Raw genomic sequence first — 24,073 nt, forward strand, 5'->3', positions numbered from 1 at the left:
CGAATGTCCACGACACCCGGGCCGCGTGGCGCGGCATCCGGGAGTCGTGGACATTCAGCGGGACAGCGCCCTACGACTCCGGCGACGCCGGGGCGCCCGAGTCGGGAGCCGACACGGTGACCGACTTGCGCGGACGCCAGCGCGCCGGCAGGCCGAAGATGCCCCGTTGGTTGGGCTCCTCGACCTCGAGGCCGTAGTGCTCGCCGATCGAGTCGCGCAAGTGCGCGCGCTCGGCCTTGTCGTACGCCTTCATCTCACGGCGGAACGCCACGACCGTGGCCCAGCAGATCGCAAGCAGCACGACGCTGAACGGCAGCGCGATGCTGATCGCCGCCGTCTGCAGCGCGGTGAGACCACCGGCCAGCAGCAGGGCGAACGCGATGAGCGAGGTCGCCAGGGTGAAGAAGATGCGCACCCACCGCTTGGGCTCCTCTTCGCCGCCCGTCGCGATCATGCCCATCACCAGCGCGCCCGAGTCGGCCGAGGTGACGAAGAAGATCCCGATGAGCACGAGGAAGCCGATGGCCAGGAACACGGTGCCGGGAATGCCCTCGAGCATCTGGAACAGCGCCGTCGAGACGTTCACCGAGCCGTCGGAACCGAGCAGCGACACGCTGCCGGTGAGCTCGCCGTAGATCGCGGTGCCACCGAGCACGGTGAACCACAGGATGCCGACGAGCGTGGGCACCAGGATCACGCCGGTGACGAACTCGCGCACCGTGCGGCCGCGCGAGATGCGCGCGATGAAGATCCCCACGAAGGGGGCCCACGAGATCCACCAGCCCCAGTAGAACGAGGTCCAGGTCCCCTGCCAGGCGACCCCGTCTTCACCCGAATAGGCGCTGGTCGTGAACGACAGCCCGACGAAGTTCTGGATGTAGTTGCCGATCGACTGCACCACGTCGCGCAGCAGGAACTCGGTGGGACCGGCGAACAGCAGGTAGAGCATGAGCGCGCCGGCGAGCACGAGGTTGATGTTCGACAGCCACTTCATGCCCTTGCCGACACCCGAGAGCACCGAGAACAGCACGAAGCCGGTGATGATGCCGACGATGATGGCCTCGCTGATCGCCGACGGCGCCACGATGCCCAGGTAGTCCAGGCCCGCACTGATCTGGATGACGCCCAGACCCAGCGATGTCGCCACACCGAAGAGCGTGCCGACCAGGGCCGCCACGTCGACGGCGTTGCCCCAGGCGCCCTGCACGAGGCGCGCCCCGAGGATCGGCTCCAGCGCCCAGCGGATGGTGCGCGGGCGCTTGCGGCGGTGGAACGCGTAGGCGAGGGCGAGGCCGATGACGACGTAGATCGACCAGGCGTGCACGCCCCAGTGCAGGAACGTCTGCGACATCGCCTGCTGGGCGAGCTGGTTCGGGGTCCCCTCCACGCCCGGGCGGGGCTGGGCGAAGTGGCTGAGCGGCTCGCTCACGCCGTAGAACACCAGGCCGATGCCCATTCCCGCCGCGAACAGCAGCGAGAACCACGACATGGTCGAGAACTCGGGCTCGTCGTCGTCCTGGCCGAGCTTGATCGTGCCGAAGCGGCTGAAGCCCATCGCGAGGGCGAAGACGACGAAGAACGCCGCGATCAGCACGTAGTACCAGTTGAAGGCCGAGACGATGGTGGTCTGGACGGCGCCGAAGGTGGCTTCGGCCGCTTGGGGGAAGAGCATGGCGAAGGCGATGAACGCCAGAGCGATGCCGGCGGCGGGCCAGAAGACCCAGCCGCGAATGGTCTTGTGGCGACTACCCAGGTGTGGGTCGATGTTCACCGCGGTGTCGGGGGCTGCCTCGGTCATTCCTCCGAGGGTAGTCAACAGCCGCGCGCGAGCCCGGGGGCGGGCACCGCGAGGCCGCATATGACACAATCCGCGCCGATGAAGAGGCCGCGCCTCCGCAATAATGAGCGTGTGACCACCGCTCCCCCGCTCGAGTTCCCCGGCTGGCGCCACATCTACTCCGGCAAGGTGCGCGATCTCTACGTTCCCGCCGGCACCGCCGATGAGGCCGCCCCGACGCACCTGCTGGTGGTCGCCAGCGACCGCGTGAGCGCCTTCGACCACGTGCTCGCACCCGGCATCCCCGACAAGGGCACGCTGCTGACCACGCTCAGCCTGTGGTGGTTCGACCAGCTCGCGGGCGCCGACGGCGGTCGCGGCATCGCGAACCACCTCGCGGCCGACCACGCCCTCGTGGGCGACGAGGCCGTCGAGCTGATCCCGGATGCCGTGCGCGGACGCGCCATGCTCGTGCGCTCCCTCGATATGCAGCCGATCGAATGCGTCGTACGCGGGTACCTCACCGGGTCGGGCTGGGCGGAGTACCGCGCCTCGGGCACCGTGTGCGGCATCCCGCTGCCCGCCGGCCTGAACGACGGCGACCGCCTGCCGGAGCCGCTGTACACCCCGGCGTTCAAAGCGCCCATGGGCGAGCACGACGAGAACATCACGTTCGAGCGGTCGGTCGAGCTCGTCGGCTCCGACACCGCCGAGGCGCTGCGCGAGCTGTCGCTCGAGATCTACCGCCGCGCCGCCGCCACCGCCGAGGCGCACGGCCTGATCCTCGCCGACACCAAGTTCGAGTTCGGATACGACGCCGACGGCGTGCTGACACTCGCCGACGAGGTTCTGACGTCGGATTCCTCCCGCTACTGGGATGCCGAAGCCTGGCGCACCGGGTCCACCGCGGCCGAGCGCATGGCGAGCTTCGACAAGCAGATCGTGCGCAACTGGCTCGCCGACAACTGGGACAAGCAGGGCGAGCCCCCCGCGCTCCCGGCCGAGATCGTCACCCGCACCCGCGACCGCTACGCCGAACTCCTGCGCCTCCTGACCGCCTGACCCCCTTCCCCCTCGCGGGATCACACGCCGTCGCCGAGACACCACGACACGGCGTGTGACCTCGCCGATGCCGTGTGATCTCGGCATCCGATCACGAACTCACGAGGAGACACATGTTCCGCTGGAAGCTGCACGGAAACGGGCGCACCGTCGCACCGGGAGCGGTCGTCGCACCCGGCGAGCGCCTCAACTGGGGCGCCACGGTCGCGATCGGCCTTCAGCACGTCATCGCGATGTTCGGCGCCACCTTCCTGGTGCCGGTGCTCACCGGGTTCCCGGTATCGACGACGCTGCTGTTCTCGGGCGTCGGCACGCTGCTGTTCCTGCTCGTCACACGCAACCGCCTCCCCAGCTACCTCGGCTCGTCGTTCGCGTTCATCGCGCCGGTGACCGCGGCCACCGCGACCGCGGGCATGGGTTCCGCCCTCGCGGGCATCGTGGCCGTCGGCATCCTGCTCGCCGCCATCGGCTTCGTCGTGCAGTTCGTCGGTCTCGGATGGGTCGACAAGGTCATGCCGCCGGTCGTGGCCGGCGCGATCGTGGCCCTCATCGGCTTCAACCTGGCGCCCGTGGCGTGGTCGAACTTCCAGCTCCAGCCACTGCCCGGCACCATCACGCTGGTCGCCGTCATCCTGTTCAGCGTGTTGTTCCGCGGCTTCCTCGGCCGCATCTCGATCTTCCTCGGCGTGATCGTCGGCTACGTCGCCACCGTGCTGATCCAGGCCGGCACGGGCGAGAAGCTCATCGACTTCGCCGCCGTCGAGGCCGCTCCGTGGGTGGGCTGGCCCGAGTTCCACCTCGCCGACTTCGCGTCGCCGCAGACGTGGTCGGTCATCGCGATGTTCCTTCCCGTGGTGCTGGTGCTCGTGGCCGAGAACGTCGGACACGTGCGCGGCGTCGCCGCCATGACCGATGCCACCGCCAACCGCTCCACCGGCCGCGCCCTCATCGCCGACGGCGTGGCGACGACCATCGCGGGCACCTTCGGTGGATCGGGCACCACGACGTACGGCGAGAACATCGGTGTGATGGCCGCCACCCGCGTGTACTCCACGGCCGTCTACTGGGTGGCCGGTCTCGCAGCGATCGTGTTGAGCCTGTCGCCCAAGGTGGGCGCGGTGTTCAACACCATTCCGCCGGGCGTGCTCGGTGGTGTCACCACGGCGCTCTACGGCCTGATCGGCATCATCGGCATCAAGATCTGGGTCGACAACCGCGTCGACTTCTCGCGTCCGGTCAACCAGTACACCGGCGCCGTTGCGCTGGTGCTGGCCATCGCCGGCTTCACGATGCAGTTCGGCGACTTCCAGCTCGGGGCCATCGTTCTGGGCTCGGTCGCTGCGCTCGTGATCTACCACCTCGGCAACGCCATCGCCCGAGCGCGCAAGACCGGCGCCGACGACGGCGGCCCGATCCCCGCGGTGGGGCCGCTGGGCGGCGACCCGAGCTGACGCCGGGCGCGCCCCTCGCCGGGCGCCCTCCTCGTCGAGACCGCATCCGTTTGCCGAAACCGCACGCGATTGCCGCCGAAAGGCTGCGGTCTCGACAATCGGATGCGGTCTCGACGGCGCAGGCCGCCCGGGCGCCACGGCGAACCGACCCCCGCCGTCCGGGGCGCGACGGCGGGCCGAACTCCTGATCGGTCACGCGGCCGGGAGCGCTCGTGGGCGGAAACGCCGGCGACGCCCCGAAACTCAGGAGTTCGGCCCGTCAGAGCCCCGCCCCGCGCGCGCAGACCCGCGAGCGCCCGTACCGGGCGAGCAGACCGGCGGCCGATGAGTCGGGTGCGCGCGGCGGGCGCGCGGCGGGCGCGCGCCGCGCGGGCGGCGGGCGCGCGCCGCGCGGGCGGGTCCGAGCACCGGAACGCCGGCGCAACGACCACCGTTGCCTGACCGTTACTTGACACGTCGCCGCCGCACACAGCACACTGATCTCGGTCGCAGATAAATCGGTTTATCACGACGATAAATCGATTATCCAATGAAGGGTGAGACAGATGGCTCGAGTGCGCATCGCCGACGTCGCGAAGGCAGCCGGAGTCTCCTCCGCCACGGTCTCCCTCGTCCTGAACGGCGCCGAGTCCCGCATCTCCGACGAGACGAAAGAGCGCGTCCGCCGGGTCGCCGACGAGGTGGGCTACTCGCCCAACCCGATCGCCCGCAGCCTGCGCACCCGCGTCACCGGCACCATCGGCCTCGTCTCCGACCGCATCGCCACGACCCCCTTCGCCGGTCAGATGCTCGCCGGCGCCCAGGAGGTCGCACGCGAGAACGGCCGGCTCGTGATCCTCGTCGACACCGACGGACACCCCGAGATCGAATCCGACGCCATCGCGGCACTGTCCAACCACCGCGTCGACGCCATGGTCTACGCCTCGATGTACCACCGCGTCCTGCCGGCTCCCGCGGGACTGCCCGGCGGCACGGTCTTCCTGGACTGCCGCCCGGAAGAAGGCGGGTACCCCGCCGTCGTCCCCGACGACTACGCCGGCGGCCGCGCGGCGACGCAGGAGCTCGTCGACGCCGGCCACGTCCGCATCGCCTACATCGACGACGGCGACGACGACCGGCCGGTCGCGGCCGAGCTCCGCCTGCGCGGATACCTCGACGTGCTGACCGAGGCGGGGATCACCCCGGACCCGGCGCTGCACGCCTTCGCCTCGACGTCCGCGGCCGGAGGGCGGCGGGCGATCGTGGAGCTCATGGCGCTCGCCGAGCACCGGCGTCCCACCGCCGTGTTCGCCTTCAACGACCGCATCGCCGCCGGTGTCGTGTCGTGGGCGCACCGCACCGGCGTCCGGATCCCCGACGACCTCTCGCTCGTCGGCTACGACGACCAGCAGCTGATCGCCGGCGAGCTGGATCCGCCACTCACCACCGTCTCGCTGCCCCACGCGGCCATGGGCCGCTGGGCGATGGAGGTCGCGCTCGGCCTCCGCGAGGCCTCCCCCGATTCCCCCCACCTCATGGACTGCCCGATCGTTCGTCGGGCTTCCGTCGGCCCTCCCGCGCTCCTCGGCAGCGCGCGGGAACCCCGGGTCACGGACTGACGCCGCTTCGGCGGCCCTCACGACGGCGACAGCGATGTCGCCGCACACCGAAAGGAACACGATGAAGAAGCCCTTCATCCCGCTCGCCGCGACGAGCGTCGCTGCCGCGCTGGTCTTGACCGGCTGCGGTCAGGCAGGCCAGGGATCCACGACCACGGAAGACGGCCGCACCGTCCTCACGATGTGGACGCATTCCGCGGGCAACCCCGCGGAGCTGGCGGTCTACGAGCAGATCATCAGCGACTTCAACGCCTCGCAGGAGAAGTACGAGGTCACGACCGAGTCGTTCCCCCAGGGCGCGTACAACGACGCGATCGTCGCGGCCGCAGCCTCCGGCGATCTGCCGTGCCTTCTCGACCTCGATGGTCCGATCATGCCCAACTGGGCGTGGGCGAACTACCTTCAGCCGCTCGGCCTCTCCACGGACATCACCGACAAGCTGCTCCCGACCGCGGTCGGGAAGTACGACGGCGAGATCTACTCGGCCGGGTACTGGGACGCCGCCCTGGGCATCTTCGCGCGCAAGTCCGTGCTCGATGCCAACGGCATCCGCATCCCGACGATGGAGCAGCCCTGGACCGCGTCCGAGTTCGACGCCGCCCTCGCGACCCTCAAGGCCGCGGGCTACGACACCCCGATCGACATCGGCGCCGAGGACACCGGCGAATGGTGGCCCTACGCCTACTCGCCGTTCCTCCAGAGCTTCGGCGGCGACCTCATCGACCGCGACACGATGCTGTCGGCCGATGGTGCTCTGAACGGCCCGGATGCCGTGAAGTGGGGCCAGTGGTTCCAGTCGCTCTTCACGAACGGCTACGCCAACAGCGGCGGCACCGTGGGCAACCAGGAATTCGTCGACGGCACGGTCGCGCTCAGCTACACCGGCGTGTGGAACGGCCTGGCCGCGGTGGACGCCGTCGGCGAGGACCTGCTGATCCTCCCGCCGCCGAACCTCGGCGACGGACCCAAGGTCGGTGGCGGTTCGTGGCAGTGGGGCATCTCGTCGTCGTGCAACGACGCCGAGGGCGCGCGCCAGTATCTCGAGTTCAGCTTCGACGACGAATACATCACCCGCTTCGCCGACGAGCAGCTGGTGATCCCCGCCACCGAGGCGGCGGCCGAGGCGTCGAAGTACTTCAACTCCACCGACGGTGCGCTGCATCCCTTCGCCGAGTTCTCGAAGGAGTACGCGGTGCTCCGCCCCGAGACCCCCGCCTACGCGGTGATCTCCACCACGTTCGAGACGGCGGCCAAGGACATCATGAACGGTGCCGACGTGCAGTCGGCCCTGGATGCCGCGGTCACCGAGATCGACACCAACATCGAGTCCAACGACGGCTACGGCGCGAAGTAGCGCCGTTCCCCGCGGTGGGGGCCTCGCCGGGCCCCCACCGCGAACTGCGAAAGAAGAATGTGATGACCGTGTCACCTCCGGTCGCCGCGGCGAAGCAGCCGCGTCGATCCCTCCGTCGCTTCCGCTCCAGCCGCGGGCGCGAGACCTGGGCGGGTCTGGCGATGATGGCCCCCGCCGCCCTCCTGCTGCTGCTCTTCCTCATCGTGCCGGTGCTGCTCGCCTTCACGCTGTCGTTCACCAACGCCCGCCTGATCTCGCCGAACCCTCCGCGCTTCGTCGGCCTCGACAACTTCTTCCGGGCCTTCGCCGCCGACCCCGTGTTCCTGCAGTCGGCGCTGAACACCTTCCTGTTCGCCCTGGTCGTGGTCCCCGTGCAGGCGGGTCTCGGCCTGCTGCTCGCGGTTCTGGTGAACCAGCGTCTGCGCGGCACGACGTTCTTCCGGGTCGTGTTCTTCATCCCCGTGGTGACGTCGATCGTCGTGGTGTCCATCCTCTGGCGCTTCATGTACCAGAGCGACGGCCTGATCAACTCGATGATCGACACCCTCACCTTCGGCGCGCTGAAGGGCGCCGATTGGTTGAACGACCCGAGCACGGCGCTCGGAGCCATCATCGTCCTGTCGATCTGGCAGGCCGTCGGGTTCCACATGATCATCTGGCTCGCGGGACTGCAGACCATTCCCGAGGAGCTCTACGAGGCCGCCCGCATGGACGGTGCGAGCCGCTGGCGCCAGTTCACCAACGTCACCTGGCCGGGTCTTCGCCCCACCATGGTGTTCGTCCTCGTGACGATCACCATCGCCGCCCTCGGCCTGTTCGTGCAGGTCGACGTGATGACCCAGGGCGGTCCCCTCAACTCGACGTCGACCGTCGTGTTCCACGCCGTGCGCAAGGGCTACGAGCAGCAGGAGATCGGCTACGCCGCCTCCATCTCGCTGCTCTTCTTCGTCGCCGTGCTCATCATCGCGCTCATCCAGCGCTGGTTGACCCGAGAGAAGAACTGACATGACCAGCACCCTCGAGCGCCCCCGGCGCTCCGCGAATCCCGCCCGTCCGACCCCGCGTGCCCGGCAGCGCTCGCGGGCGGGGGCGAGCCGGAACGGCCGCATCCTCACCTACGTGTCGATGTCGATCCTCGCGGTGTTCTTCCTATTCCCGCTCGTGTTCATGTTCGTGTCGAGCCTCAAACCCGACGCGCAGATCCTGCAGGACATCGACTCCCCCGCGGCGTTCCTCCCGACGGGCGACATCAGCCTCGACAACTACTTCGGCGTCTTCGACCGCGTGCCGGTGGCGCAGTTCCTGTTCAACTCGATCTTCGTCACGGTCCTCACCGTCGGACTCGGCCTGATCGTGAACTCCCTCGCCGGCTTCGCCCTCTCGCGTCTGCGGTGGAAGGGGCGCGTCGTCGTGATGGCCCTGGTGATTGCCACCCTCATCGTCCCCTTCGAGACGATCGCCGTCCCGATGGTCTACTGGGTCAACCAGCTGCCGACGCTCGTCATGGAGGGCGGGGTGCTGAAGTACGACTTCGGCTGGCTGAACACGTACCAGGTGCAGATCGTGCCGTTCATCGCGAACGCGTTCTCGATCTTCCTGTTCGCCCAGTACTTCTCCACGATCCCGACCTCGCTCGATGAGGCGGCACGCATCGACGGGGCGAGCTGGTTCACCATCTACCGCCGCATCATCGTGCCGCTGTCGGGTCCGGCCTTCGCCACCGTGGCGATCCTCACGTTCCTTCCGGCGTGGAACCAGTACCTGTGGCCCCTCATGGTCGTCCAGAAAGAGGAGCTGCGCCCCGTGATGGTCGGCATGCAGTACTTCTTCCAGCTCAACACCGCGTGGGGCGAGGTCATGGCCTACACCTCGCTGATCACCCTTCCCGTGCTGATCGTGTTCCTGGTCTTCCAGCGCGCGTTCGTGAGCAGCATCGCCGCGTCCGGGGTCAAGGGATGAGCGACGTTCTCGATGTCGTCGTGCTCGGAGAAGCACTGATCGACATCGTCACCACTTCCGCCGGGGCGGCCGAGCGCCCCGGCGGGAGCCCCGCCAACGTCAGCGTCGCGCTGGGCCGTCTCGGTCGGCGCACAGCGCTCGTGGCCCGCATCGCCGACGATGACCGCGGGCGGGCGTTGCACGCGTGGCTCTCGGCATCCGGGGTCGAGCTCCGGACCGCCGGGATGCCGGAGCGCACCGCCACCGCCCGCGCGACGATCGACGAACGCGGCGATGCCACCTACGACTTCGACATCGACTGGACGCTCCCCTCGCCCGTCGAGGTCCCCGCCGCGCGGATCTTCCACACCGGTTCGGTCGCCACGACCCTCGCGCCCGGTGCCGACGAGGTGCGCGCTGCCGCCGAGCGCGCCCGCACTTCGGCGCTCCTCAGCTACGACCCGAACATCCGTCCCGCCCTGACCGGCGGCGTGACCGACGCCCGGGCACGTGTCGAAGCCCTGGTGGCCCTGAGCGACGTCGTGAAAGCCAGCGCGGAAGACGCCGAGTGGCTGTATCCCGGCGTCGCCGCCGTCGACGTCGCCCGCGAGTGGGTCGCCCTCGGCGCCGGTCTCACCGTCATCACCGACGGGGATGCCAAATCCCTCGGCGTCACCGCGCACGCCACCGTCGAGATCCCCGCGGTCCCGACCCGCGTGATCGACACCGTCGGTGCGGGAGACACGTTCATGGGGACGCTGCTCGACGGCATCCTGAACATCTCCGGCGACGTCGCCACCCTGCGCGCCGCGGTGCGCACCCTCGACGAGACCACCCTTCCTCCCCTGCTCCGTCGCGCGGCCGCCGCCGCCGCGATCACGGTCGGCCGCGAGGGGATGGACCCCCCGACCCGAGAAGACCTGCAGCACACCGCTGCCCCGAAAGAGAGTGCCTGACGTGTTCGACCTCGCCGATTCCTACGTGTGGGATTTCTGGTTCGCCGACGACGGCGACACCCACCACCTGTTCTTCCTCTACGCCTCGCGTGCCCTGCACGATCCGGAGGACCGTCACTACCGCGCCTCGGTGGGCCACGCCGTCTCGACCGACCTGGTCTCGTGGGAGCGCGTCGCCGACGCGCTCGTGCGCGGCGGCACCGACGACTTCGACGCGCTGGCGACGTGGACCGGTTCGGTCGTGCGCCACGAGGACGGAACGTGGTTCCTCTTCTACACGGGCTCGCGTCTGGACGACGACGGCCGCAACGTGCAGCGCGTCGGGTACGCCACGAGCACCGATCTCTTCACCTGGCACAAGAATCCGGCGAACCCCGTGCTCGAAGCCGACGGCCTCCGGTACGAACGGCTCGCCGACACGGAGTGGCACGACGAGGCCTTTCGCGATCCGTGGGTCTTCCGCGACCCGTCGGGCGACGGATGGCACATGTACGTCACCGCGCGCGCGACCGCCGGCCCGTTCGACGGCCGGGGCGTCGTCGCCCACGCCGTCTCGGCCGATCTCGCGCACTGGGAGCTGAGGGATCCGCTGAGTGCGCCGACCGTCGACGGGTTCGGCCAACTCGAGGTCACCCAGGTCGAGGAGGTGGACGGGCGCGCGGTGCTGCTGTTCTCGTGCATGCCCGCTCAGGCCACGGATGCCGTGCGCGCACGCCATCCGCGCGGTGCGGTGTGGGTGGTACCCGCCGACAGCGTGCTCGGCCCGTTCGACATCGCCTCGGCGCAGCCGATCACCGACGACGACCTGTACGTCGGTCGTCTCGTGCGGGACCGCGACGGTGCGTGGCAGCTGCTCGCATTCCGCAACGTCGGCCCCGACGGACGGTTCGTCGGAGGCATCACCGACCCGATGCCCGTCGGCTGGGACGGCGACCGCCTCGTGGTGAGGCAGCCCGCGGCGGTGTCCGCCTGACCCTGCTCGCCCGACGGGCGCGGCGGCGGGCCGAACTCCTGATCCATCACGCGGCCGGCCACGCTCCGCGGCCAGAAGGGCCCTCGACGCCCCGAGATTCAGGAGTTCGGCACGGCGGCGAGGCAGACGCCCGCGTCGACCGGGCGGCGGCGGCGAGCGGCGGGGCGCAGCACACCCGCCGCCGTCCCGCAAGCGGGCATACGCCGCGCACGGGCGTCGATAGCGTCGGGCCTCTCGGCGAAGGTGCCCGACCGGCGCCTCGCCACCGATGACGAGGAAGGCACGATCATGGCATCCGGAACCTCCGACCCCTCGCAGCCCGCGGCGGACGAGAACCTGCACGACGCGCCCGACGACGAGGGCACGCCCAAGCCGGGCGGCCTGGGCGCCGACGGGACCATCCCCAACGATCCCGACGGGGTCGCGGCGGGGCACTCCGCCACCGCCTCGCACTTCAACCCGGAGGAAGACGAGCAGTCCGACTGACCGCTCCTCGCTCGGTGACCGGTGGTGCGGACCGCCGGTCACCGTCGTGCCTGTCGCATAGAATAGGTGACGGTGCGTCGGGAAGTCTGGTCGACATTCTGTCGACCGACCCCCGAGGAATCCTGATGACCCAGAACGACCTCCGCGCCCCGCGCTGGCCCGGTTACGCCGAAGTGCACCGCGTCACCACGCTCCTTCGCCGCGAGTCCATCGGCGGCATGCTGCTGGTCATCGCGGCCGTCGTCGCCATCGTGTGGGCCAACTCGCCCGCCTCCGAGTCCTATTTCGCGCTGCGCGACTTCCGCTTCGGCTACGAGCCGTGGCACCTCGAACTCAGCGTGGGCGCCTGGGCGGCCGACGGCCTGCTCGCCATCTTCTTCTTCCTCGTGGGCCTCGAGCTCAAACGCGAGATCGTCGTGGGCAGTCTCCGCCGGTTCCAGACGGCCATCGTGCCGGTCACCGCCGCCGTCGCCGGTGTCGCCGTCCCCGCGCTCATCTACATCGCGGTCGTGCACACCCAGCCGAGCCTGCTCGCCGGCTGGGCCATCCCGACGGCGACCGACATCGCCTTCGCCGTCGCCGTGCTCGCGCTGGTGGGATCGCACCTCCCGGGTCCGCTGCGCATCTTCCTGCTGACCTTGGCCGTGGTCGACGACCTCATCGCGATCGCCATCATCGCGATCTTCTACACGAGCGACATCGCCCTGCTGCCCCTCGGCGTGTTCGCCGCACTCGTCGTGGTCTACGGCGTCATCGCCCATCGCGCACGCGCGTGGTTCGCGCGCACCCGCTGGGCGGCGTGGGTGGTGCTGCTGCCGATCGGTTTCGCGGCGTGGGCGTTCCTGCACGCGTCGGGCGTGCACGCGACCATCGCCGGTGTCGCCCTGGCCTTCACGATCCCCGTGGGGCCCTCGCGTCGGCGGACGAACGCGGGAACCGACCTCGCCGAGCAGTTCGAGCACCGGTTCCGTCCGATCTCGGCCGGCATCGCCGTGCCGATCTTCGCGTTCTTCGCTGCGGGGGTCGCCGTGGGCGGGGGCGACGGCATCGTCCGAGCGCTCAGCGACCCGGTGACCATCGGCGTCGTGGCGGGTCTGGTGCTGGGCAAGCCCCTCGGCATCCTGCTCGGCGTGCGCCTGCTCACGCTCGTCACCCGCGTGCGCCTCGACCCGGCGCTGCGGTGGATCGATCTCGCCGGGGTCGGGTTGCTGGCCGGCATCGGCTTCACCGTCTCGCTGCTGATCGCCGAGCTGAGCTTCCCCGACGGCTCCCCGCACACCGACGACGCGAAGATCGCCATCATGGTCGCCTCGCTCCTCGCCTCGCTGCTGGCGTCGTGTGTGCTGCTCGTGCGCAATCGCCGGTACGCGCAGCTGGCGCGCGACGAAGCGGTGGATGCCGACGGCGACGACGTCGCAGACGTGTACCAGCAGCCGTCGAGCGGCGACCGCTGAGTCCGACCGCGCGTCGCACGGCGACCGCTGAGTCCGACCGCGCGTCGCACGGCGACCGCCGCATCGCGACGGGGAGTCCCCCGCCCGCGGGCCTCGCCGCGGGCCTCGCCGCGCGCCGGCCTGTGCGATGCATCCATTCCCCTCCTCGGATGCTGTGTCGTGGGCACAGCGGGCCGCGGGTGGCGCCTTCCTAGCCTGGGGAGGTACCGCAAGACACGAGGGAGTGCCTGACATGGACATCGCGAACGACATCGACGATCGGCAGCTCAACCCGCGGGCGCAGCGTCGCCGGGCGGTGATCGGAAGCTCCGTCGGCACGGTGATCGAGTGGTACGACTTCACCCTCTACGGACTGGCATCCGCTCTGGTCTTCGCGCCGCTGTTCTTCCCCGGCGGCGGTCAGTTCGCCGGGCTCCTCGGCGCGTTCGCGACCTTCGCGGTGGGCTTCGGCGCTCGTCCCATCGGCGGCCTGATCTTCGCGCACTTCGGCGATCGCATCGGCCGCAAGGGCACGCTGCTGGCGACCCTGCTCATGATGGGCATCGCCACGACCCTGATCGGTCTGCTCCCCACGGCCGAGTCGATCGGGATCTGGGCTCCGATCCTGCTCATCGTCCTGCGTCTGTTCCAGGGGGCCGGCGCGGGGGCCGAGTTCGCCGGCGCGATGACGATGGCGAGCGAGTCGTCCGAGACGCGCAACCGGGCGTTCATCGCCGGATTCCCGGGCGCCTCCGTCTACCTCGGCATGGCCCTCGCGACGGCGACGTTCGCCCTCATCAGCCTGCTCCCGCTCGAGCAGTTCCAGGCGTGGGGGTGGCGCATCCCGTTCGTGGCCAGCATCGTCATCGTCGCCTTCGCGCTGTACTTCCGCCTGCGCGTGACCGAGACCGCGGCCTTCTCGGCGGCCGAGCGAGACGGCGAGGTGTCACGCGCGCCGCTCGCCACCGCGGTGCGCTCGCACTGGCGCACCCTGCTGGCGGGCATGGCGTTCTTCGTCTTCGCGCTGCCGTGGGTCTACATCGTGCAGACGTTCTCGATCTCGTACACCACGGGCACGTTGGCCGTGAATCCGACGCACGCGCTCATCGCGCTCATCGTCGCCGAGCTGCTGACCATCCCCGCCACGCTGGGGTTCGGTCGGCTCGCCGATCGCATCGGGCGAAAGCCGGTGCTGCTCGCCGCGGCCGTGTTCGCGATCATCTTCGCGTTCCCGATGTTCCTGCTGTTCCAGACCGAGAGCTCCGTTCTGGTGGGCGTCGCCCTCGTGCTCGGCTTGGCCATCGTGCAGGGGGCGACGATCGGCGTCAGCGCGGCGATGCTCGCGGAACTCTTCCCCACCCGCATGCGGTGGAGCGGTATCGCGATCTCTCGTGAGATCCCGGCGGCTCTGGTCGGGGGCACCGCGCCCCTCGTCGCCACCGCGCTCGTCGGCCTCGCCGGCGGGGCACCGTGGTTGGTCGCGGCCTATCTCGTGGGACTCAGCATCATCGGCGTCGTCGGCATCTCGGCTCTGCCCGAGACCCTGCACCGCGAGGAAGTCGACGACGCACCCGCACCCGGGGTCGGGGCGGGCACCGCACGACGCTGACGTCGACGCTGCCGGGAGGCGGGCCCCGGCAGTGCCGACGACGGCTTCGCGCTCGAGCTTGACCCTCACGCGGCGTCAGGCCCGAGCCTGGGGGAATGAACGACACCTTCGACGCCTTCGACGTCAGCCCCGTCCCCCCTCCCGGCCCCGCCGCCGTCGCGCCCCCGCTTTTTCGCGGCCTCTACGGGATGCCGATGTTCGTCACCGTGCCGACGGCCGATCTCGCGGCCTCCGTCGACTTCTGGACGCGGGGGCTCGGGTTCTTCGAGCTGTTCGGCATTCCGGGGCAGATGGTGCACCTGCGCCGCTGGGCTTTCCAGGACGTGCTGCTGACGGTCGGCGATGCGGCCACCGTCGCACCGGCGGCCAGCGTGAGCTTCGCCTGCGTGATCGACCAGATCGGCCCGCTCGTCGAGTCGCTGCGGACCGTCGGGATCGACGCCGGGCCGCGGGACACCCCGTGGAACACCCGCGACGTCGAGATCGTCACGCCCGAGAACGCCCGCGTGCTCTTCACCGCCGCGAAGGTCTTCGACCCGACCACCGCGGAGGGGCGCAATCTGCAGGCCGTCGGCATCGGGCGCGACGACAATGAGTCGCATGACTGACCAGGGGATGCCGGTGGGCGAGACGGCCACCCGGCTCGGCCTCACGGTGCGCACTCTGCACCACTGGGACGAGATCGGCCTCGCGCGTCCCGCGGCGCGATCCGCCGCCGGGTACCGCCTCTACACCGATGACGACCTCGAGAGACTGCGGCGCATCGTCGTCTACCGCGAGCTCGGACTCGACCTCGACGCCATCCGCGCCGTGCTCGACGAGCCGGGCGGCGACGTCGCGGCGCAGCTGCGGGTGCAGCGCGCCCAGCTCACGCGGCGCATCACGCAGCTGCGCGACCTCGACGAGGATCTGCAGCGCATGATCGCGGCGCAGGAACGCGGCATCCTGCTCTCCGACGAGGAGCAGCGCGAGACGTTCGGCCCGGGGTGGAACACCGCGTGGCCCGCCCAGGCGCGCGAGGCGTACGGCGCATCGGCGCAGTGGCAGCAGTACGCCGAGCGTTCCGCCTCGCGCACGGCCGGTGACTGGGCGGCCGTGACCGAGACGGTCGCGACGTTCGACGCCGAGCTCGGCGCCGCGGTCGATGCGGGAGCGGTGCCCGGAGACGCCACCGCGAACGCGCTCGTCGAACGCCACCGCGAGGTCTTCTCGCAGTACTTCCCGATCACCCGGCAGATGCAGGTGCACCTCGGGCGCATGTACGCCGCCGATCCGCGTTTCGCGGACCACTACGACGCCGTGCGGCCGGGCCTCTCGACCTGGCTCCGCGACGCCATCGAGGCGAGCGCTCGCGCGCACGGGATCGATCCCGACACGGCGGCCTGGGAGTGACGGGCGATCGCGAGAGGCTCAGGCCGAGTCGCGCTCGATGACCTCGGTGGGCAGGATCGTCGCGTGCGCCGCGGGGCGCCCGGCGAGGATGTCGAGCAGAACGGATGCCATGTGCCGCCCCTGCGTCAACGACGGCTGGCGCACGGTGGTCAGCGCCGGGCGCAACGCCGTCGACACGGCGGAGTCGTCGAACCCGATGACGGCGAGGTCGCGCCCGGCCTCGAGCCCCTTGTCGCGCAACGCCGCGTAGACGCCGCGGGCCATCAGGTCGCTGGCGACGAAGAGCGCGTCGGGCAGCGGGCCCGCCGACAGGATGCGGCTCATCGCCAGCGCGCCGCCCATCTCGGTGAAGTCGCCGTCCTCGATCGCCGCGGGCTCGACGCCCGCCTCGCCGAGCGCGTCGCGAAAGCCCTGCAGGCGGTCGATCGCGGCGGGCATGTCGAGCGGGCCCGAGATCGTGCCGATGCGGCGGTGACCGCGCGCCAGCAGATAGGCGGTGGCGACACGACCGCCCTCCACGTTGTCGACGTCGACGTAGTAGTCGTCCGCGCGCACGCGGGCCGGGCGCCCGCCGTAGACCACGGGCACGACGTCGGCCACGCGGTCGAGGAAGGTGTCGCTGGTGTGGTGCGAGGCCACGATCGCCCCGTCGACGCTGCCGCCGCGCAGGTACGCCAGCGCCTTGGCGCTGGCGTCGTCGCTGGCGATCAGCATGTTCATGATGTAGTCCGACTCGCCGACCACCTCGCCGATGCCGGCGACGATCGAGGCGAAGAACGGGTCTCCGAAGAAGCGTTCCGTCTGCTCGGGGATGACGAGGGCGATGGCCCGGGTCTGCCGACTGGCGAGGGAGCGCGCCGCGCGATTGGGAACGTACTGCAGTTCGTCGATCGCGCGGCGCACGGCCTCGAGGGCGGCCGGGGAGACGGCGGTGGAACCGTTGACCACGCGCGACACGGTCGAACGTGACACACCGGCCCGTGCCGCGACCTCTTCGATCGTGGCGGTGCCCCGCACGGGTGCGAGCTCCATGTTGCCTCCTCGACCGCCTCGCGCGCGGCCTACACCGCGGGTGCGGTGACCAGTGCGCGCTCGGCGATGATGCGAGCGTACTGCCGGCCGGAGTCCTTCACCGTGCGCTCCTGGGTCTGGTAGTCGACGTACACGATGCCGAAGCGCTTCTCGTATCCCCAGGCCCACTCGAAGTTGTCCATGAGCGACCAGTAGAAGTAGCCGCGCACATCGACGCCCTTGTCCACGGCATCCAGAACCGCGCCCAGGTGGGCCTCGACGAACTCCACGCGCTCGGTGTCGTGCACGCGCGCCTCGTCGCCGTCGGTGACCAGCTCGTCGTCGTAGGAGGCGCCGTTCTCGGTGACGTACAGGGCGACGCCGGCCTCGGCCGAGTACTCGTCGCTGACCCGCTCCAGCAGGCGGGTGAGCCCCTCGGGCTGCACCTCCCAGTGCATGTTCGTGCGCGCGAGGCCGCGGTCGTGCCAGTACAGGTTCTCGTGGGCCGGGAACGGCTTCCCGATGGGGCGCGTGGTGGGCGCGTCCCCGGCGGGCGGGTCGACCTCGGGCGGCGTGCCGCCGACGAACTCCCCGTGGTAGTAGTTCACACCGAGCGAGTCGATCGGCGTCGAGATGATGTCGAGGTCACCGGGGCGGACGGCCTCCTGCCAGCGGGCCACGGCCGCGGCATCCGTGTCGCGGAAGTCCCGGATGATGTCGGCGGGGTACTCGCCCCGGAACACGGGGTCGAGGAACCAGCGGTTGAACTGTCCGTCGACGCGACGCGCGGCGTCGAGGTCGGCGGGATCAGCTGCGTCCACGGCATCCGCCACCGTCAGGTTGAGCGTGAGGCCGAGGTTGAGCGAGGAGTCCCGCGCACGGAGCTCCCGCACCGTCTGCCCGTGGGCGAGCAGCAGGTGGTGCGCGGCGAGCATACCCTCGGCCTGCGAGTAGTGGCCGGGAGCGTGCGCGCCGGCGGTGTAGCTGAGGAACGACGAGCACCACGGCTCGTTGAGGGTCGTCCAGACGTCGACGCGGTCGCCGAGGGCGTCGTGCATGTCGAGCGCGTACTCGGTGAAACGTTCGCTGGTCTCGCGGACCGTCCACCCGCCGCGGTCCTGCAGCGCCTGCGGGAGGTCCCAGTGGTACAGCGTCAGCCAGGGCAGGATGCCGGCACCGAGCAGTTCGTCGACGAGGCGCTTATAGAAGTCGACGCCCTTCGCGTTCACCGGGCCCCCGTCGGGGCGCACGCGCGCCCACGAGGTCGAGAAGCGGTAGGTCTGCAGTCCGAGGCTCTTCATCATCTGCACGTCACCGGCGTAGCGGTGGTAGTGATCGCACGCCACGTCGCCGTTGTCGGCGTTGATGACGGCGTCGGGGACGCGGCTGAAGGCGTCCCAGATCGACGCGGCGCGGCCGTCTTCGAAGGCCGCGCCTTCGATCTGGTAGGCCGCGGTCGCGGCGCCGAAGAGGAAGCCCTCGGGAAAGGCTCGGGTATCGGACATGGTTCGGGTTCCTTCCGTGGGCGCGAGGGTCATCCCTTCACCGCCCCTTGCATGATGCCACTCACGAGCTGCTTGCCGGCGAAGACGAACAGCAGCAACAGCGGGATCGTCGACAACAGCACTCCCGCAAGCACGATGGAGTAGTCGACGAAGTAGTTGGACTGCAGCAGCGACAGGGCCACCGGCAGCGTGGGGTTCTGACGGTCGAGCACGATGAACGGCCAGAAGAAGTTGTTCCACGCGGTGACGAAGGTGAACAGCGCGAGCATCGCGGCGGCGGGCCGTGCGGCCGGTACCCCCACGGTGAGGAAGGTGCGGAACGAGCTCGCGCCGTCGACGCGGGCGGCCTCGATGAGTTCGTCGGGCACGGCCTGGCGCAGGTACTGCGTCATCCAGAACACCCCGAACGCACTCGTCAGCGCGGGCACGATGATCGCGCCGATCTGGCCCGTCCATCCCATCTCGCTGAAGAGGATGTACAGCGGCACGACGCCGAGCTGCGTGGGAACGGCCATCGTCGCCACGACGAACAACAGCAGCCAGGGGCCGCCGCGGAACTTCAGCTTCGCGAACGCCCAGCCCGCGAGCGTCGAGAAGAAGACGACGGATGCCGCGATCACGGCCGAGCTGAAGATGGAGTTCCACAGCCCCGCCCAGAAGTTGACGGCGGGGTTGCCGAGCACCGCGGCGGCGTTGACGAAGAAGTTGCCGCCCGGGATCCACGACAGCTCGGGGTTGCGGATGGTCGCCGAGTCGCCCGAACCGATCAGGAGAGCCCAGTAGTAGGGCACGAGGGCGGCGAGCAGCACGACGCCGAGGCTGGTGTAGACGAACCACCCGGGCCGGGAGCCGCGGACGGCGCGCGGGCGCCGGCGCGCGGGCTTCGGATCGGCTGCCCCGGTGACGGGGCTGGTGTCGATGACGCTCATGAGCGGGCGACCTTTCCGGTCGATTCGGCGAGCCGCTGCTTCGCGGCACGGGCGCCGACGCGACGCTGCGCGCGGCTGAGACCGTCGCGCGAGCCCTCGTCGCGCACGAGGGAGCGACTGATGAAGAGGTTGACCGCACCGATCGCGAGGATGATGAGGAAGAGGATCCACGCCAGTGCCGCCGCGCGGCCGAAGTTCCACTCGCCCCACCCGAGGTTGTAGAGGTACAGCGAGATGGTCAGCCACTGGTTGTCGGAGCCACCGGTGCCCGACTGGTCGAACATGCGCGGCTCGTCGAAGATCTGCAGGCCACCGATCGTCGAGGTGATGATGACGAAGATCAGGGTGGGCTTGAGGCTCGGCAGCGTGATCGAGACGAACTGGCGGATCTTGCCGGCCCCGTCCACGGTCGCCGCCTCGTAGTACTCGCGCGGCACCGCCTGCATGGCGGCCAGCAGGATGAGGGTGTTGTACCCGGTCCAGCGGAAGTTGACCATCGTGGCGATGGCGATGTGGCTGGCGAACGCGTCGGAGTGCCACCCGACCCCGGGCAGGCCGATCCGGCCGAGCAGGGTGTTGATGATGCCGTACTGGTCGCCGAACATGTTGCTGAAGATCAGCGCCACGGCCACGGGGGCCATGACGTACGGCACGAGCACGCCCATGCGCCACAGGGTCTTCGCCCGGATGTTCTGATCGAGCATCGCCGCGATGAACACCGCGAGCAGCAGCTGCGGAACGGTCGAGAGCACGAAGATGCTGAAGGTGTTGCGCAGGGCGTCCCAGAAGGCGGGCTGCGAGAGCACGTAGGCGTACTGGTCGAAGCCGACGAACGTCCCCGAGCCGCGGATCTGGTCCCAGTCCATGAACGAGATGACGCCCGTGTACAGGATCGGGAAGAGGCCCGTGACGATGAAGAGCAGGAAGAAGGGCGAGATGTAGAGGTAGGGCGAGAGCTTGAGGTCCCACGCGCTGAGCTTCGAGCCGAAGCCGACACGTCGGGGGGAACGGGCGGGGGGACCGTCGGCGGCGGAGGCCGCGGGGGTCACGGGGGGCTGCAGTGTCGTGGTCACGAGGTTCCTTCCGGGAGCACGGGCCGGACGCGCAGCGTCCGGCCCGTGATCGAGGCGAGATCAGCCGATGGCGTCCACCTGCGAGACCCACTGGTCCCACGAGGTCTGTGCGTCCTGCGTGTTGCTCTCGACGCGGGTCAGCGCCTTCTGCATCGCGTCGTTGACCTGGAAGTAGTACTCGCCCTTGAACGGCGTCACGCTGACCGCCTCGGCGCGCTTCGTGAAGATCTCGCCGATGGGGGCGTCACCGAAGTAGGCGTTGGTGCTCGCGAGCAGCTCGGGCGCCTTCAGCGCGTCGACCTGGCTCGGGAAGGTGCCCGCCTGCTGGAAAAACTTCACCTGCTGCTCGGGCGAGGTCAGCCAGTCGGCGAGGGCCTGCGCCTCGGCGACGTGGGCACCGTTGCCGGGAACGGTCAGGTACGACCCGCCCCAGTTTCCGCCGCCGTTGGGGAACGTGTCGGCGATCTTCCAGCCCGCCACCTCGGGGGCGTTGCCCTCGATCTGCGTCAGCATCCAGCCGGGGCAGGACAGCGTCGCGAAGGCGCCGTTCGCCATGCCGGCGTACCAGTCGGTCGACCACTGCTCGAAGTGCGCCGACTGCGTCTTGGCGGCGTCGAGGGTCATGCCGTAGATCTTCTTGACGTCGGGGTTGGTGGTGGCGGTGATCTCGCCCGAGTCGGGGTCCTCGTAGGCCGCTTCGACCTGGTTGATCATGCCCTGGTACACGCTGCCGGCCGAGTCGAAGAACGGCTTGCCGGTGGCGGCGACGTACTTGTCGCCCATCTCGAAGTAGGTCGACCAGTCGCCCTCGAGGGCGGCGGCCACCTCGGCCGGGTCGGAGGGGAGCCCGGCCGCTTCGAACAGGTCGGCGCGGTAGCAGATCGCCTCGGGGCCGATGTCGGTGCCGTACCCGATCAGGTTGCCCGAGGCATCGGTGGCGGCCTTGACCTTCCAGTCCAGCCAGCGGCTCTGCAGGTCCTGGGGAACGGGTGCCAGCAGGTCGGAGTACTTCATGACCTCGGGCAGCCAGTCGACCTCGATGGCTTCGATGTCCGCCAGGCCCGACTTGCCGAGCTTCTGGAAGTAGTTGGCGCGGGCGTCGTTCGACTTCGCCGCGCGGTTGTGCACGATCTTCACGTTCGGGTGCTCGGCCGTGTAGGCGTTGAGCAGCTCGTCGGTGTAGCCGAAGTCGTTGAACGTGGCGACGGTGAGGGTCACCTCTTCGTCACCACCGCCCGCGGCGGTTCCCCCGCCACCGGAGCAACCGGCGAGCACGAGGGCGGAGGTGGAGGCGACGGCGGCGATGAGCGCGGTCCGGCGCAGGGCACGAGAATTCACAGATCACTCCTTTGTGGTGGGTGCTGACCGGTAGCGCTGGTGTTCCCCCGCAACCTCACGTGGGAGCGCTCTCAACCGATCGAGGTCGACGATATGGGATCGCTCCCACGACGTCAAGGGAGCGCTCCCAAATTCGTTGCGGTCCGGCCGGGAGCCGACGACCCCGAGCTCGGTCCACCCGGTGCGATCCCCGCGCGCGCGGTCGCTCCGCGCGAGGCGGGGATGCCGAGCCGAGCGTCGTAGACTGGCATCCACAACGCCACCCGACTTCTGGAGCTGCAGTGCCCACCATCGTCGTCGACGTCATGCCCAAGGCCGAGCTTCTCGACCCGCAGGGGAAGGCCGTCGCCGGCGCCCTGTCGCGGCTCGGCGAGAACCGCTTCTCGGACGTGCGCATCGGAAAGCGCTTCGAACTCACCGTCGAGGGAGAGGTCGACGAGGCCACCCTCGCCCGCGCCCGCGAGCTGGCCGACGAGATGCTCTCGAACGCGGTCATCGAAGACGTCGTGAACATCGAGGTCGTCGAGTGACGGCTCGCATCGGGGTCATCACGTTCCCCGGCTCGCTCGACGATCGCGACGCGCAGCGCGCCATCCGCCTCGCGGGCGGCGAGCCCGTCGCCCTCTGGCACGGCGAGCACGACCTGCGGGGCGTCGACGCCCTCGTGCTGCCCGGCGGCTTCTCCTACGGCGACTATCTGCGCGCCGGGGCCATCGCCGCCTTCGCGCCGATCATGGCCGAGGTCAAAGACGCCGCGGCCAAGGGCATGCCGGTGCTCGGCATCTGCAACGGCTTCCAGATGCTCGTCGAGGCGCATCTGCTGCCCGGCGGCCTCATCCGCAACGCCCACCAGCAGTTCATCCGCCGCGACCAGCGCCTGCGCGTCGAGAACGCCTCGACCGCGTGGACCAGCGACTTCACCGAGGGCGACGAGATCGTCATCCCGCTGAAGAACGCCGACGGCGGCTACATCGCCGACGCCGAGACCCTGGCGCGCGTGAACGGCGAGGGCCTGGTGGCCTTCCGCTACGTGGGCGTGAACCCCAACGGCTCGCTCGACGACATCGCCGGCCTCACCAACGAGCGCGGCAACGTCGTGGGCCTCATGCCGCACCCCGAGCACGCGGTGGAGCCCGGCTTCGGCCCCGGCACCGACGTCGCGATGCGTTCGGGCGTCGACGGACTCGGCTTCTTCACCTCGGCCATCGCCGCCGTGGTGGGCGCCGCAGCCTGACACCCGGCGGGCCGTCGGGTCCCGGATGCCCGCCTCGGCCGTGACGTGCGGAGGGCCCGGGACGAGCGGAGGGCCTTGCGCCGCCCAGCGTCCTCCCGCGGCCCCTCGCCCTCCGCTGGTCACCGCGCTCCGCACCTCACCGCAGCGCGCAGGCCCGCCCGCGGCGGGCATCGGCGCGCCCCCGCGATAGCGTGAGGGCGTGACCGAGAAGCGCGCGCCCGACCAGGACGCACTGATCGACCGCATCCTGCACCTGTGGCGAGCGGATGCCGAGACCCTGCCCTCCGAACCGCGCCTGGCCGAGCTCACCGGCGCGAGCCGCAACTCGGTGCGCGAGGCGCTCATCCGCCTCGAGGAGCGCGGCTACGTGCACCGCACGCAGGGCGCCCGCACGTCGCCGAACCGGCGGCTCCCCGGTGTCGGCCGGCGCATCGACCAGCAGTTCGACCACTCGCTGTCGATCCGCGCGGCGGGGTACGAGCCGACGCTCGAGCTCGTGGCATCCGATCGACTCACCCTCTCCGCGGGCGATCCGGCGCGGTACGACGAGCTGCCCGACGGCACCGGGGTCCTGCGCACGGTGAAGATGTGGCGCGTCGACGCCGCCCCCTATGCACTGGCCGAAGACCTCGTGCCACTCTCGCGCGAGGTCGATCTCGACCCGCACCGGCCGGTGTTCGAGCTGGCCGAGGCGGCCAACGGCATCCGGGTCGCGTGGGAGACCCTGTGGATCGACGCGATCGCCCTCGATGCCGAGCGCGCCGCGATCTTGTCGACGGATGCCGGCACCCCGGCCATCGAGATGACCTACTGCGGGTACGGGGTCGACGACGCCATCGGGTACTGGTCGCGCGAGGTGCAGCTGCCGGCGCCGGCGGGCCTGCGCAACGCACTGATCCGTCGCGTCCGCTCCTGAACGCGCGTTTCTGCCGCGTAAACGAGCGGTGAAGTTGT

Annotated in this window: 22 protein-coding genes; 16 read left to right on the plus strand and 6 right to left on the minus strand. The window is 70.1% G+C overall.

Annotated features, from left to right (window positions below):
- Window positions 1-70: 70 nt before the first annotated feature.
- Window positions 71-1,798 (minus strand): BCCT family transporter, encoded by a 1,728-nt coding sequence (locus IFU40_RS00485; RefSeq protein WP_191925007.1) that lies wholly within the window; start codon window positions 1,796-1,798, stop codon window positions 71-73.
- A 78-nt stretch (window positions 1,799-1,876) separates the two neighbouring features.
- Here IFU40_RS00485 and IFU40_RS00490 point away from each other — a divergent pair, with 78 nt between their 5' ends.
- From IFU40_RS00490 to IFU40_RS00550, 13 genes are all read left to right on the plus strand, one after another.
- Entirely contained in the window at window positions 1,877-2,839 is a 963-nt protein-coding gene (locus IFU40_RS00490; RefSeq protein ID WP_249404012.1) for a phosphoribosylaminoimidazolesuccinocarboxamide synthase, read from the plus strand.
- Window positions 2,840-2,952: 113 nt separating this feature from the next.
- Entirely contained in the window at window positions 2,953-4,290 is a 1,338-nt protein-coding gene (locus IFU40_RS00495; protein ID WP_070408712.1) for a uracil-xanthine permease family protein, read from the plus strand.
- Between the two features lie 545 nt (window positions 4,291-4,835).
- Window positions 4,836-5,888 (plus strand): LacI family DNA-binding transcriptional regulator, encoded by a 1,053-nt coding sequence (locus tag IFU40_RS00500; RefSeq protein WP_191925009.1) that lies wholly within the window; start codon window positions 4,836-4,838, stop codon window positions 5,886-5,888.
- 61 nt (window positions 5,889-5,949) lie between these two features.
- Window positions 5,950-7,242 (plus strand): sugar ABC transporter substrate-binding protein, encoded by a 1,293-nt coding sequence (locus tag IFU40_RS00505; protein ID WP_249404013.1) that lies wholly within the window; start codon window positions 5,950-5,952, stop codon window positions 7,240-7,242.
- Window positions 7,243-7,304: 62 nt separating this feature from the next.
- Window positions 7,305-8,246: a carbohydrate ABC transporter permease gene (locus tag IFU40_RS00510; RefSeq protein ID WP_249404014.1), complete on the plus strand. Its 942-nt coding sequence runs from the start codon at window positions 7,305-7,307 to the stop codon at window positions 8,244-8,246.
- Window position 8,247: 1 nt separating this feature from the next.
- Window positions 8,248-9,201 (plus strand): carbohydrate ABC transporter permease, encoded by a 954-nt coding sequence (locus tag IFU40_RS00515; RefSeq protein ID WP_191925011.1) that lies wholly within the window; start codon window positions 8,248-8,250, stop codon window positions 9,199-9,201.
- Window positions 9,198-10,136, plus strand: a complete 939-nt coding sequence (locus tag IFU40_RS00520; RefSeq protein ID WP_191925012.1) for a carbohydrate kinase family protein — start codon at window positions 9,198-9,200, stop codon at window positions 10,134-10,136. The genes IFU40_RS00515 and IFU40_RS00520 overlap by 4 nt, the downstream gene beginning before the upstream one ends.
- A 1-nt stretch (window position 10,137) precedes the next feature.
- Window positions 10,138-11,109, plus strand: coding sequence for a glycoside hydrolase family 68 protein (locus IFU40_RS00525; RefSeq protein ID WP_191925013.1), 972 nt, complete (start codon window positions 10,138-10,140; stop codon window positions 11,107-11,109).
- A 243-nt stretch (window positions 11,110-11,352) separates the two neighbouring features.
- On the plus strand, window positions 11,353-11,595 hold the full coding sequence (locus tag IFU40_RS00530) for a hypothetical protein (RefSeq protein WP_055831958.1): 243 nt from the start codon (window positions 11,353-11,355) through the stop codon (window positions 11,593-11,595).
- 125 nt (window positions 11,596-11,720) lie between these two features.
- Window positions 11,721-13,049, plus strand: a complete 1,329-nt coding sequence (nhaA, locus tag IFU40_RS00535) for a Na+/H+ antiporter NhaA (RefSeq protein ID WP_191925014.1) — start codon at window positions 11,721-11,723, stop codon at window positions 13,047-13,049.
- Between the two features lie 232 nt (window positions 13,050-13,281).
- On the plus strand, window positions 13,282-14,637 hold the full coding sequence (locus tag IFU40_RS00540; RefSeq protein WP_055935514.1) for an MFS transporter: 1,356 nt from the start codon (window positions 13,282-13,284) through the stop codon (window positions 14,635-14,637).
- 95 nt (window positions 14,638-14,732) lie between these two features.
- Complete coding sequence (locus tag IFU40_RS00545) at window positions 14,733-15,245, plus strand: VOC family protein (RefSeq protein WP_191925015.1); 513 nt, start codon at window positions 14,733-14,735, stop codon at window positions 15,243-15,245.
- Window positions 15,238-16,029: a MerR family transcriptional regulator gene (locus tag IFU40_RS00550; protein ID WP_198424662.1), complete on the plus strand. Its 792-nt coding sequence runs from the start codon at window positions 15,238-15,240 to the stop codon at window positions 16,027-16,029. Before IFU40_RS00545 ends, IFU40_RS00550 begins: the two co-directional genes overlap by 8 nt.
- 18 nt (window positions 16,030-16,047) lie before the next feature.
- On the opposite strand, the gene IFU40_RS00555 is transcribed toward IFU40_RS00550, so the two are convergent.
- Genes IFU40_RS00555 through IFU40_RS00575 form a run of 5 tightly spaced genes read right to left on the minus strand, consistent with a single transcriptional unit; the run spans window position 16,048 to window position 21,885 of the window.
- Window positions 16,048-17,061 (minus strand): LacI family DNA-binding transcriptional regulator, encoded by a 1,014-nt coding sequence (locus IFU40_RS00555; protein ID WP_191925017.1) that lies wholly within the window; start codon window positions 17,059-17,061, stop codon window positions 16,048-16,050.
- Window positions 17,062-17,090: 29 nt separating this feature from the next.
- Window positions 17,091-18,545 (minus strand): glycoside hydrolase family 1 protein, encoded by a 1,455-nt coding sequence (locus tag IFU40_RS00560; protein WP_191925018.1) that lies wholly within the window; start codon window positions 18,543-18,545, stop codon window positions 17,091-17,093.
- Between the two features lie 29 nt (window positions 18,546-18,574).
- Window positions 18,575-19,474: a carbohydrate ABC transporter permease gene (locus IFU40_RS00565; protein ID WP_191925019.1), complete on the minus strand. Its 900-nt coding sequence runs from the start codon at window positions 19,472-19,474 to the stop codon at window positions 18,575-18,577.
- Window positions 19,471-20,547: an ABC transporter permease subunit gene (locus IFU40_RS00570; RefSeq protein ID WP_191925020.1), complete on the minus strand. Its 1,077-nt coding sequence runs from the start codon at window positions 20,545-20,547 to the stop codon at window positions 19,471-19,473. Before IFU40_RS00570 ends, IFU40_RS00565 begins: the two co-directional genes overlap by 4 nt.
- Window positions 20,548-20,607: 60 nt before the next feature.
- On the minus strand, window positions 20,608-21,885 hold the full coding sequence (locus IFU40_RS00575; RefSeq protein WP_191925021.1) for an extracellular solute-binding protein: 1,278 nt from the start codon (window positions 21,883-21,885) through the stop codon (window positions 20,608-20,610).
- A 281-nt stretch (window positions 21,886-22,166) separates the two neighbouring features.
- On the opposite strand from IFU40_RS00575, the gene purS reads away from it, so the two are divergent.
- The 3 genes from purS to IFU40_RS16695 all read left to right on the plus strand — a co-directional run bounded on the left by purS (window position 22,167) and on the right by IFU40_RS16695 (window position 24,035).
- Window positions 22,167-22,415 (plus strand): phosphoribosylformylglycinamidine synthase subunit PurS, encoded by a 249-nt coding sequence (gene purS / locus IFU40_RS00580; protein ID WP_022878640.1) that lies wholly within the window; start codon window positions 22,167-22,169, stop codon window positions 22,413-22,415.
- Window positions 22,412-23,119 carry a phosphoribosylformylglycinamidine synthase subunit PurQ gene (gene purQ, locus IFU40_RS00585; RefSeq protein WP_055831972.1) on the plus strand — a complete coding sequence of 236 codons (708 nt, stop codon included), beginning with the start codon at window positions 22,412-22,414 and terminating at the stop codon, window positions 23,117-23,119. Before purS ends, purQ begins: the two co-directional genes overlap by 4 nt.
- 199 nt (window positions 23,120-23,318) lie before the next feature.
- On the plus strand, window positions 23,319-24,035 hold the full coding sequence (locus tag IFU40_RS16695) for a GntR family transcriptional regulator (protein WP_191925022.1): 717 nt from the start codon (window positions 23,319-23,321) through the stop codon (window positions 24,033-24,035).
- The last annotated feature ends 38 nt before the right edge of the window (window positions 24,036-24,073 follow it).

Origin of the sequence: Microbacterium sp. CFBP 13617 (assembly GCF_014839445.1) — a bacterium.
In the GTDB taxonomy this organism is placed as follows: domain Bacteria; phylum Actinomycetota; class Actinomycetes; order Actinomycetales; family Microbacteriaceae; genus Microbacterium.

What these genes read in the sequence shown, in the direction of transcription:
- IFU40_RS00515 (WP_191925011.1), top strand. Translation starts at nt 8,248, where the DNA reads ATGACCAGCACCCTCGAGCGCCCCCGGCGCTCCGCGAATCCCGCCCGT.
- IFU40_RS00520 (WP_191925012.1), top strand. Translation starts at nt 9,198, where the DNA reads ATGAGCGACGTTCTCGATGTCGTCGTGCTCGGAGAAGCACTGATCGAC.
- IFU40_RS00485 (WP_191925007.1), bottom strand. Translation starts at nt 1,798, where the DNA reads ATGACCGAGGCAGCCCCCGACACCGCGGTGAACATCGACCCACACCTG.
- IFU40_RS00565 (WP_191925019.1), bottom strand. Translation starts at nt 19,474, where the DNA reads ATGAGCGTCATCGACACCAGCCCCGTCACCGGGGCAGCCGATCCGAAG.
- IFU40_RS00505 (WP_249404013.1), top strand. Translation starts at nt 5,950, where the DNA reads ATGAAGAAGCCCTTCATCCCGCTCGCCGCGACGAGCGTCGCTGCCGCG.
- IFU40_RS00560 (WP_191925018.1), bottom strand. Translation starts at nt 18,545, where the DNA reads ATGTCCGATACCCGAGCCTTTCCCGAGGGCTTCCTCTTCGGCGCCGCG.
- IFU40_RS00490 (WP_249404012.1), top strand. Translation starts at nt 1,877, where the DNA reads ATGAAGAGGCCGCGCCTCCGCAATAATGAGCGTGTGACCACCGCTCCC.
- IFU40_RS00500 (WP_191925009.1), top strand. Translation starts at nt 4,836, where the DNA reads ATGGCTCGAGTGCGCATCGCCGACGTCGCGAAGGCAGCCGGAGTCTCC.
- nhaA (WP_191925014.1), top strand. Translation starts at nt 11,721, where the DNA reads ATGACCCAGAACGACCTCCGCGCCCCGCGCTGGCCCGGTTACGCCGAA.
- IFU40_RS00550 (WP_198424662.1), top strand. Translation starts at nt 15,238, where the DNA reads ATGACTGACCAGGGGATGCCGGTGGGCGAGACGGCCACCCGGCTCGGC.
- IFU40_RS00510 (WP_249404014.1), top strand. Translation starts at nt 7,305, where the DNA reads ATGACCGTGTCACCTCCGGTCGCCGCGGCGAAGCAGCCGCGTCGATCC.
- IFU40_RS00540 (WP_055935514.1), top strand. Translation starts at nt 13,282, where the DNA reads ATGGACATCGCGAACGACATCGACGATCGGCAGCTCAACCCGCGGGCG.
- IFU40_RS00495 (WP_070408712.1), top strand. Translation starts at nt 2,953, where the DNA reads ATGTTCCGCTGGAAGCTGCACGGAAACGGGCGCACCGTCGCACCGGGA.
- IFU40_RS00545 (WP_191925015.1), top strand. Translation starts at nt 14,733, where the DNA reads ATGAACGACACCTTCGACGCCTTCGACGTCAGCCCCGTCCCCCCTCCC.
- IFU40_RS00555 (WP_191925017.1), bottom strand. Translation starts at nt 17,061, where the DNA reads ATGGAGCTCGCACCCGTGCGGGGCACCGCCACGATCGAAGAGGTCGCG.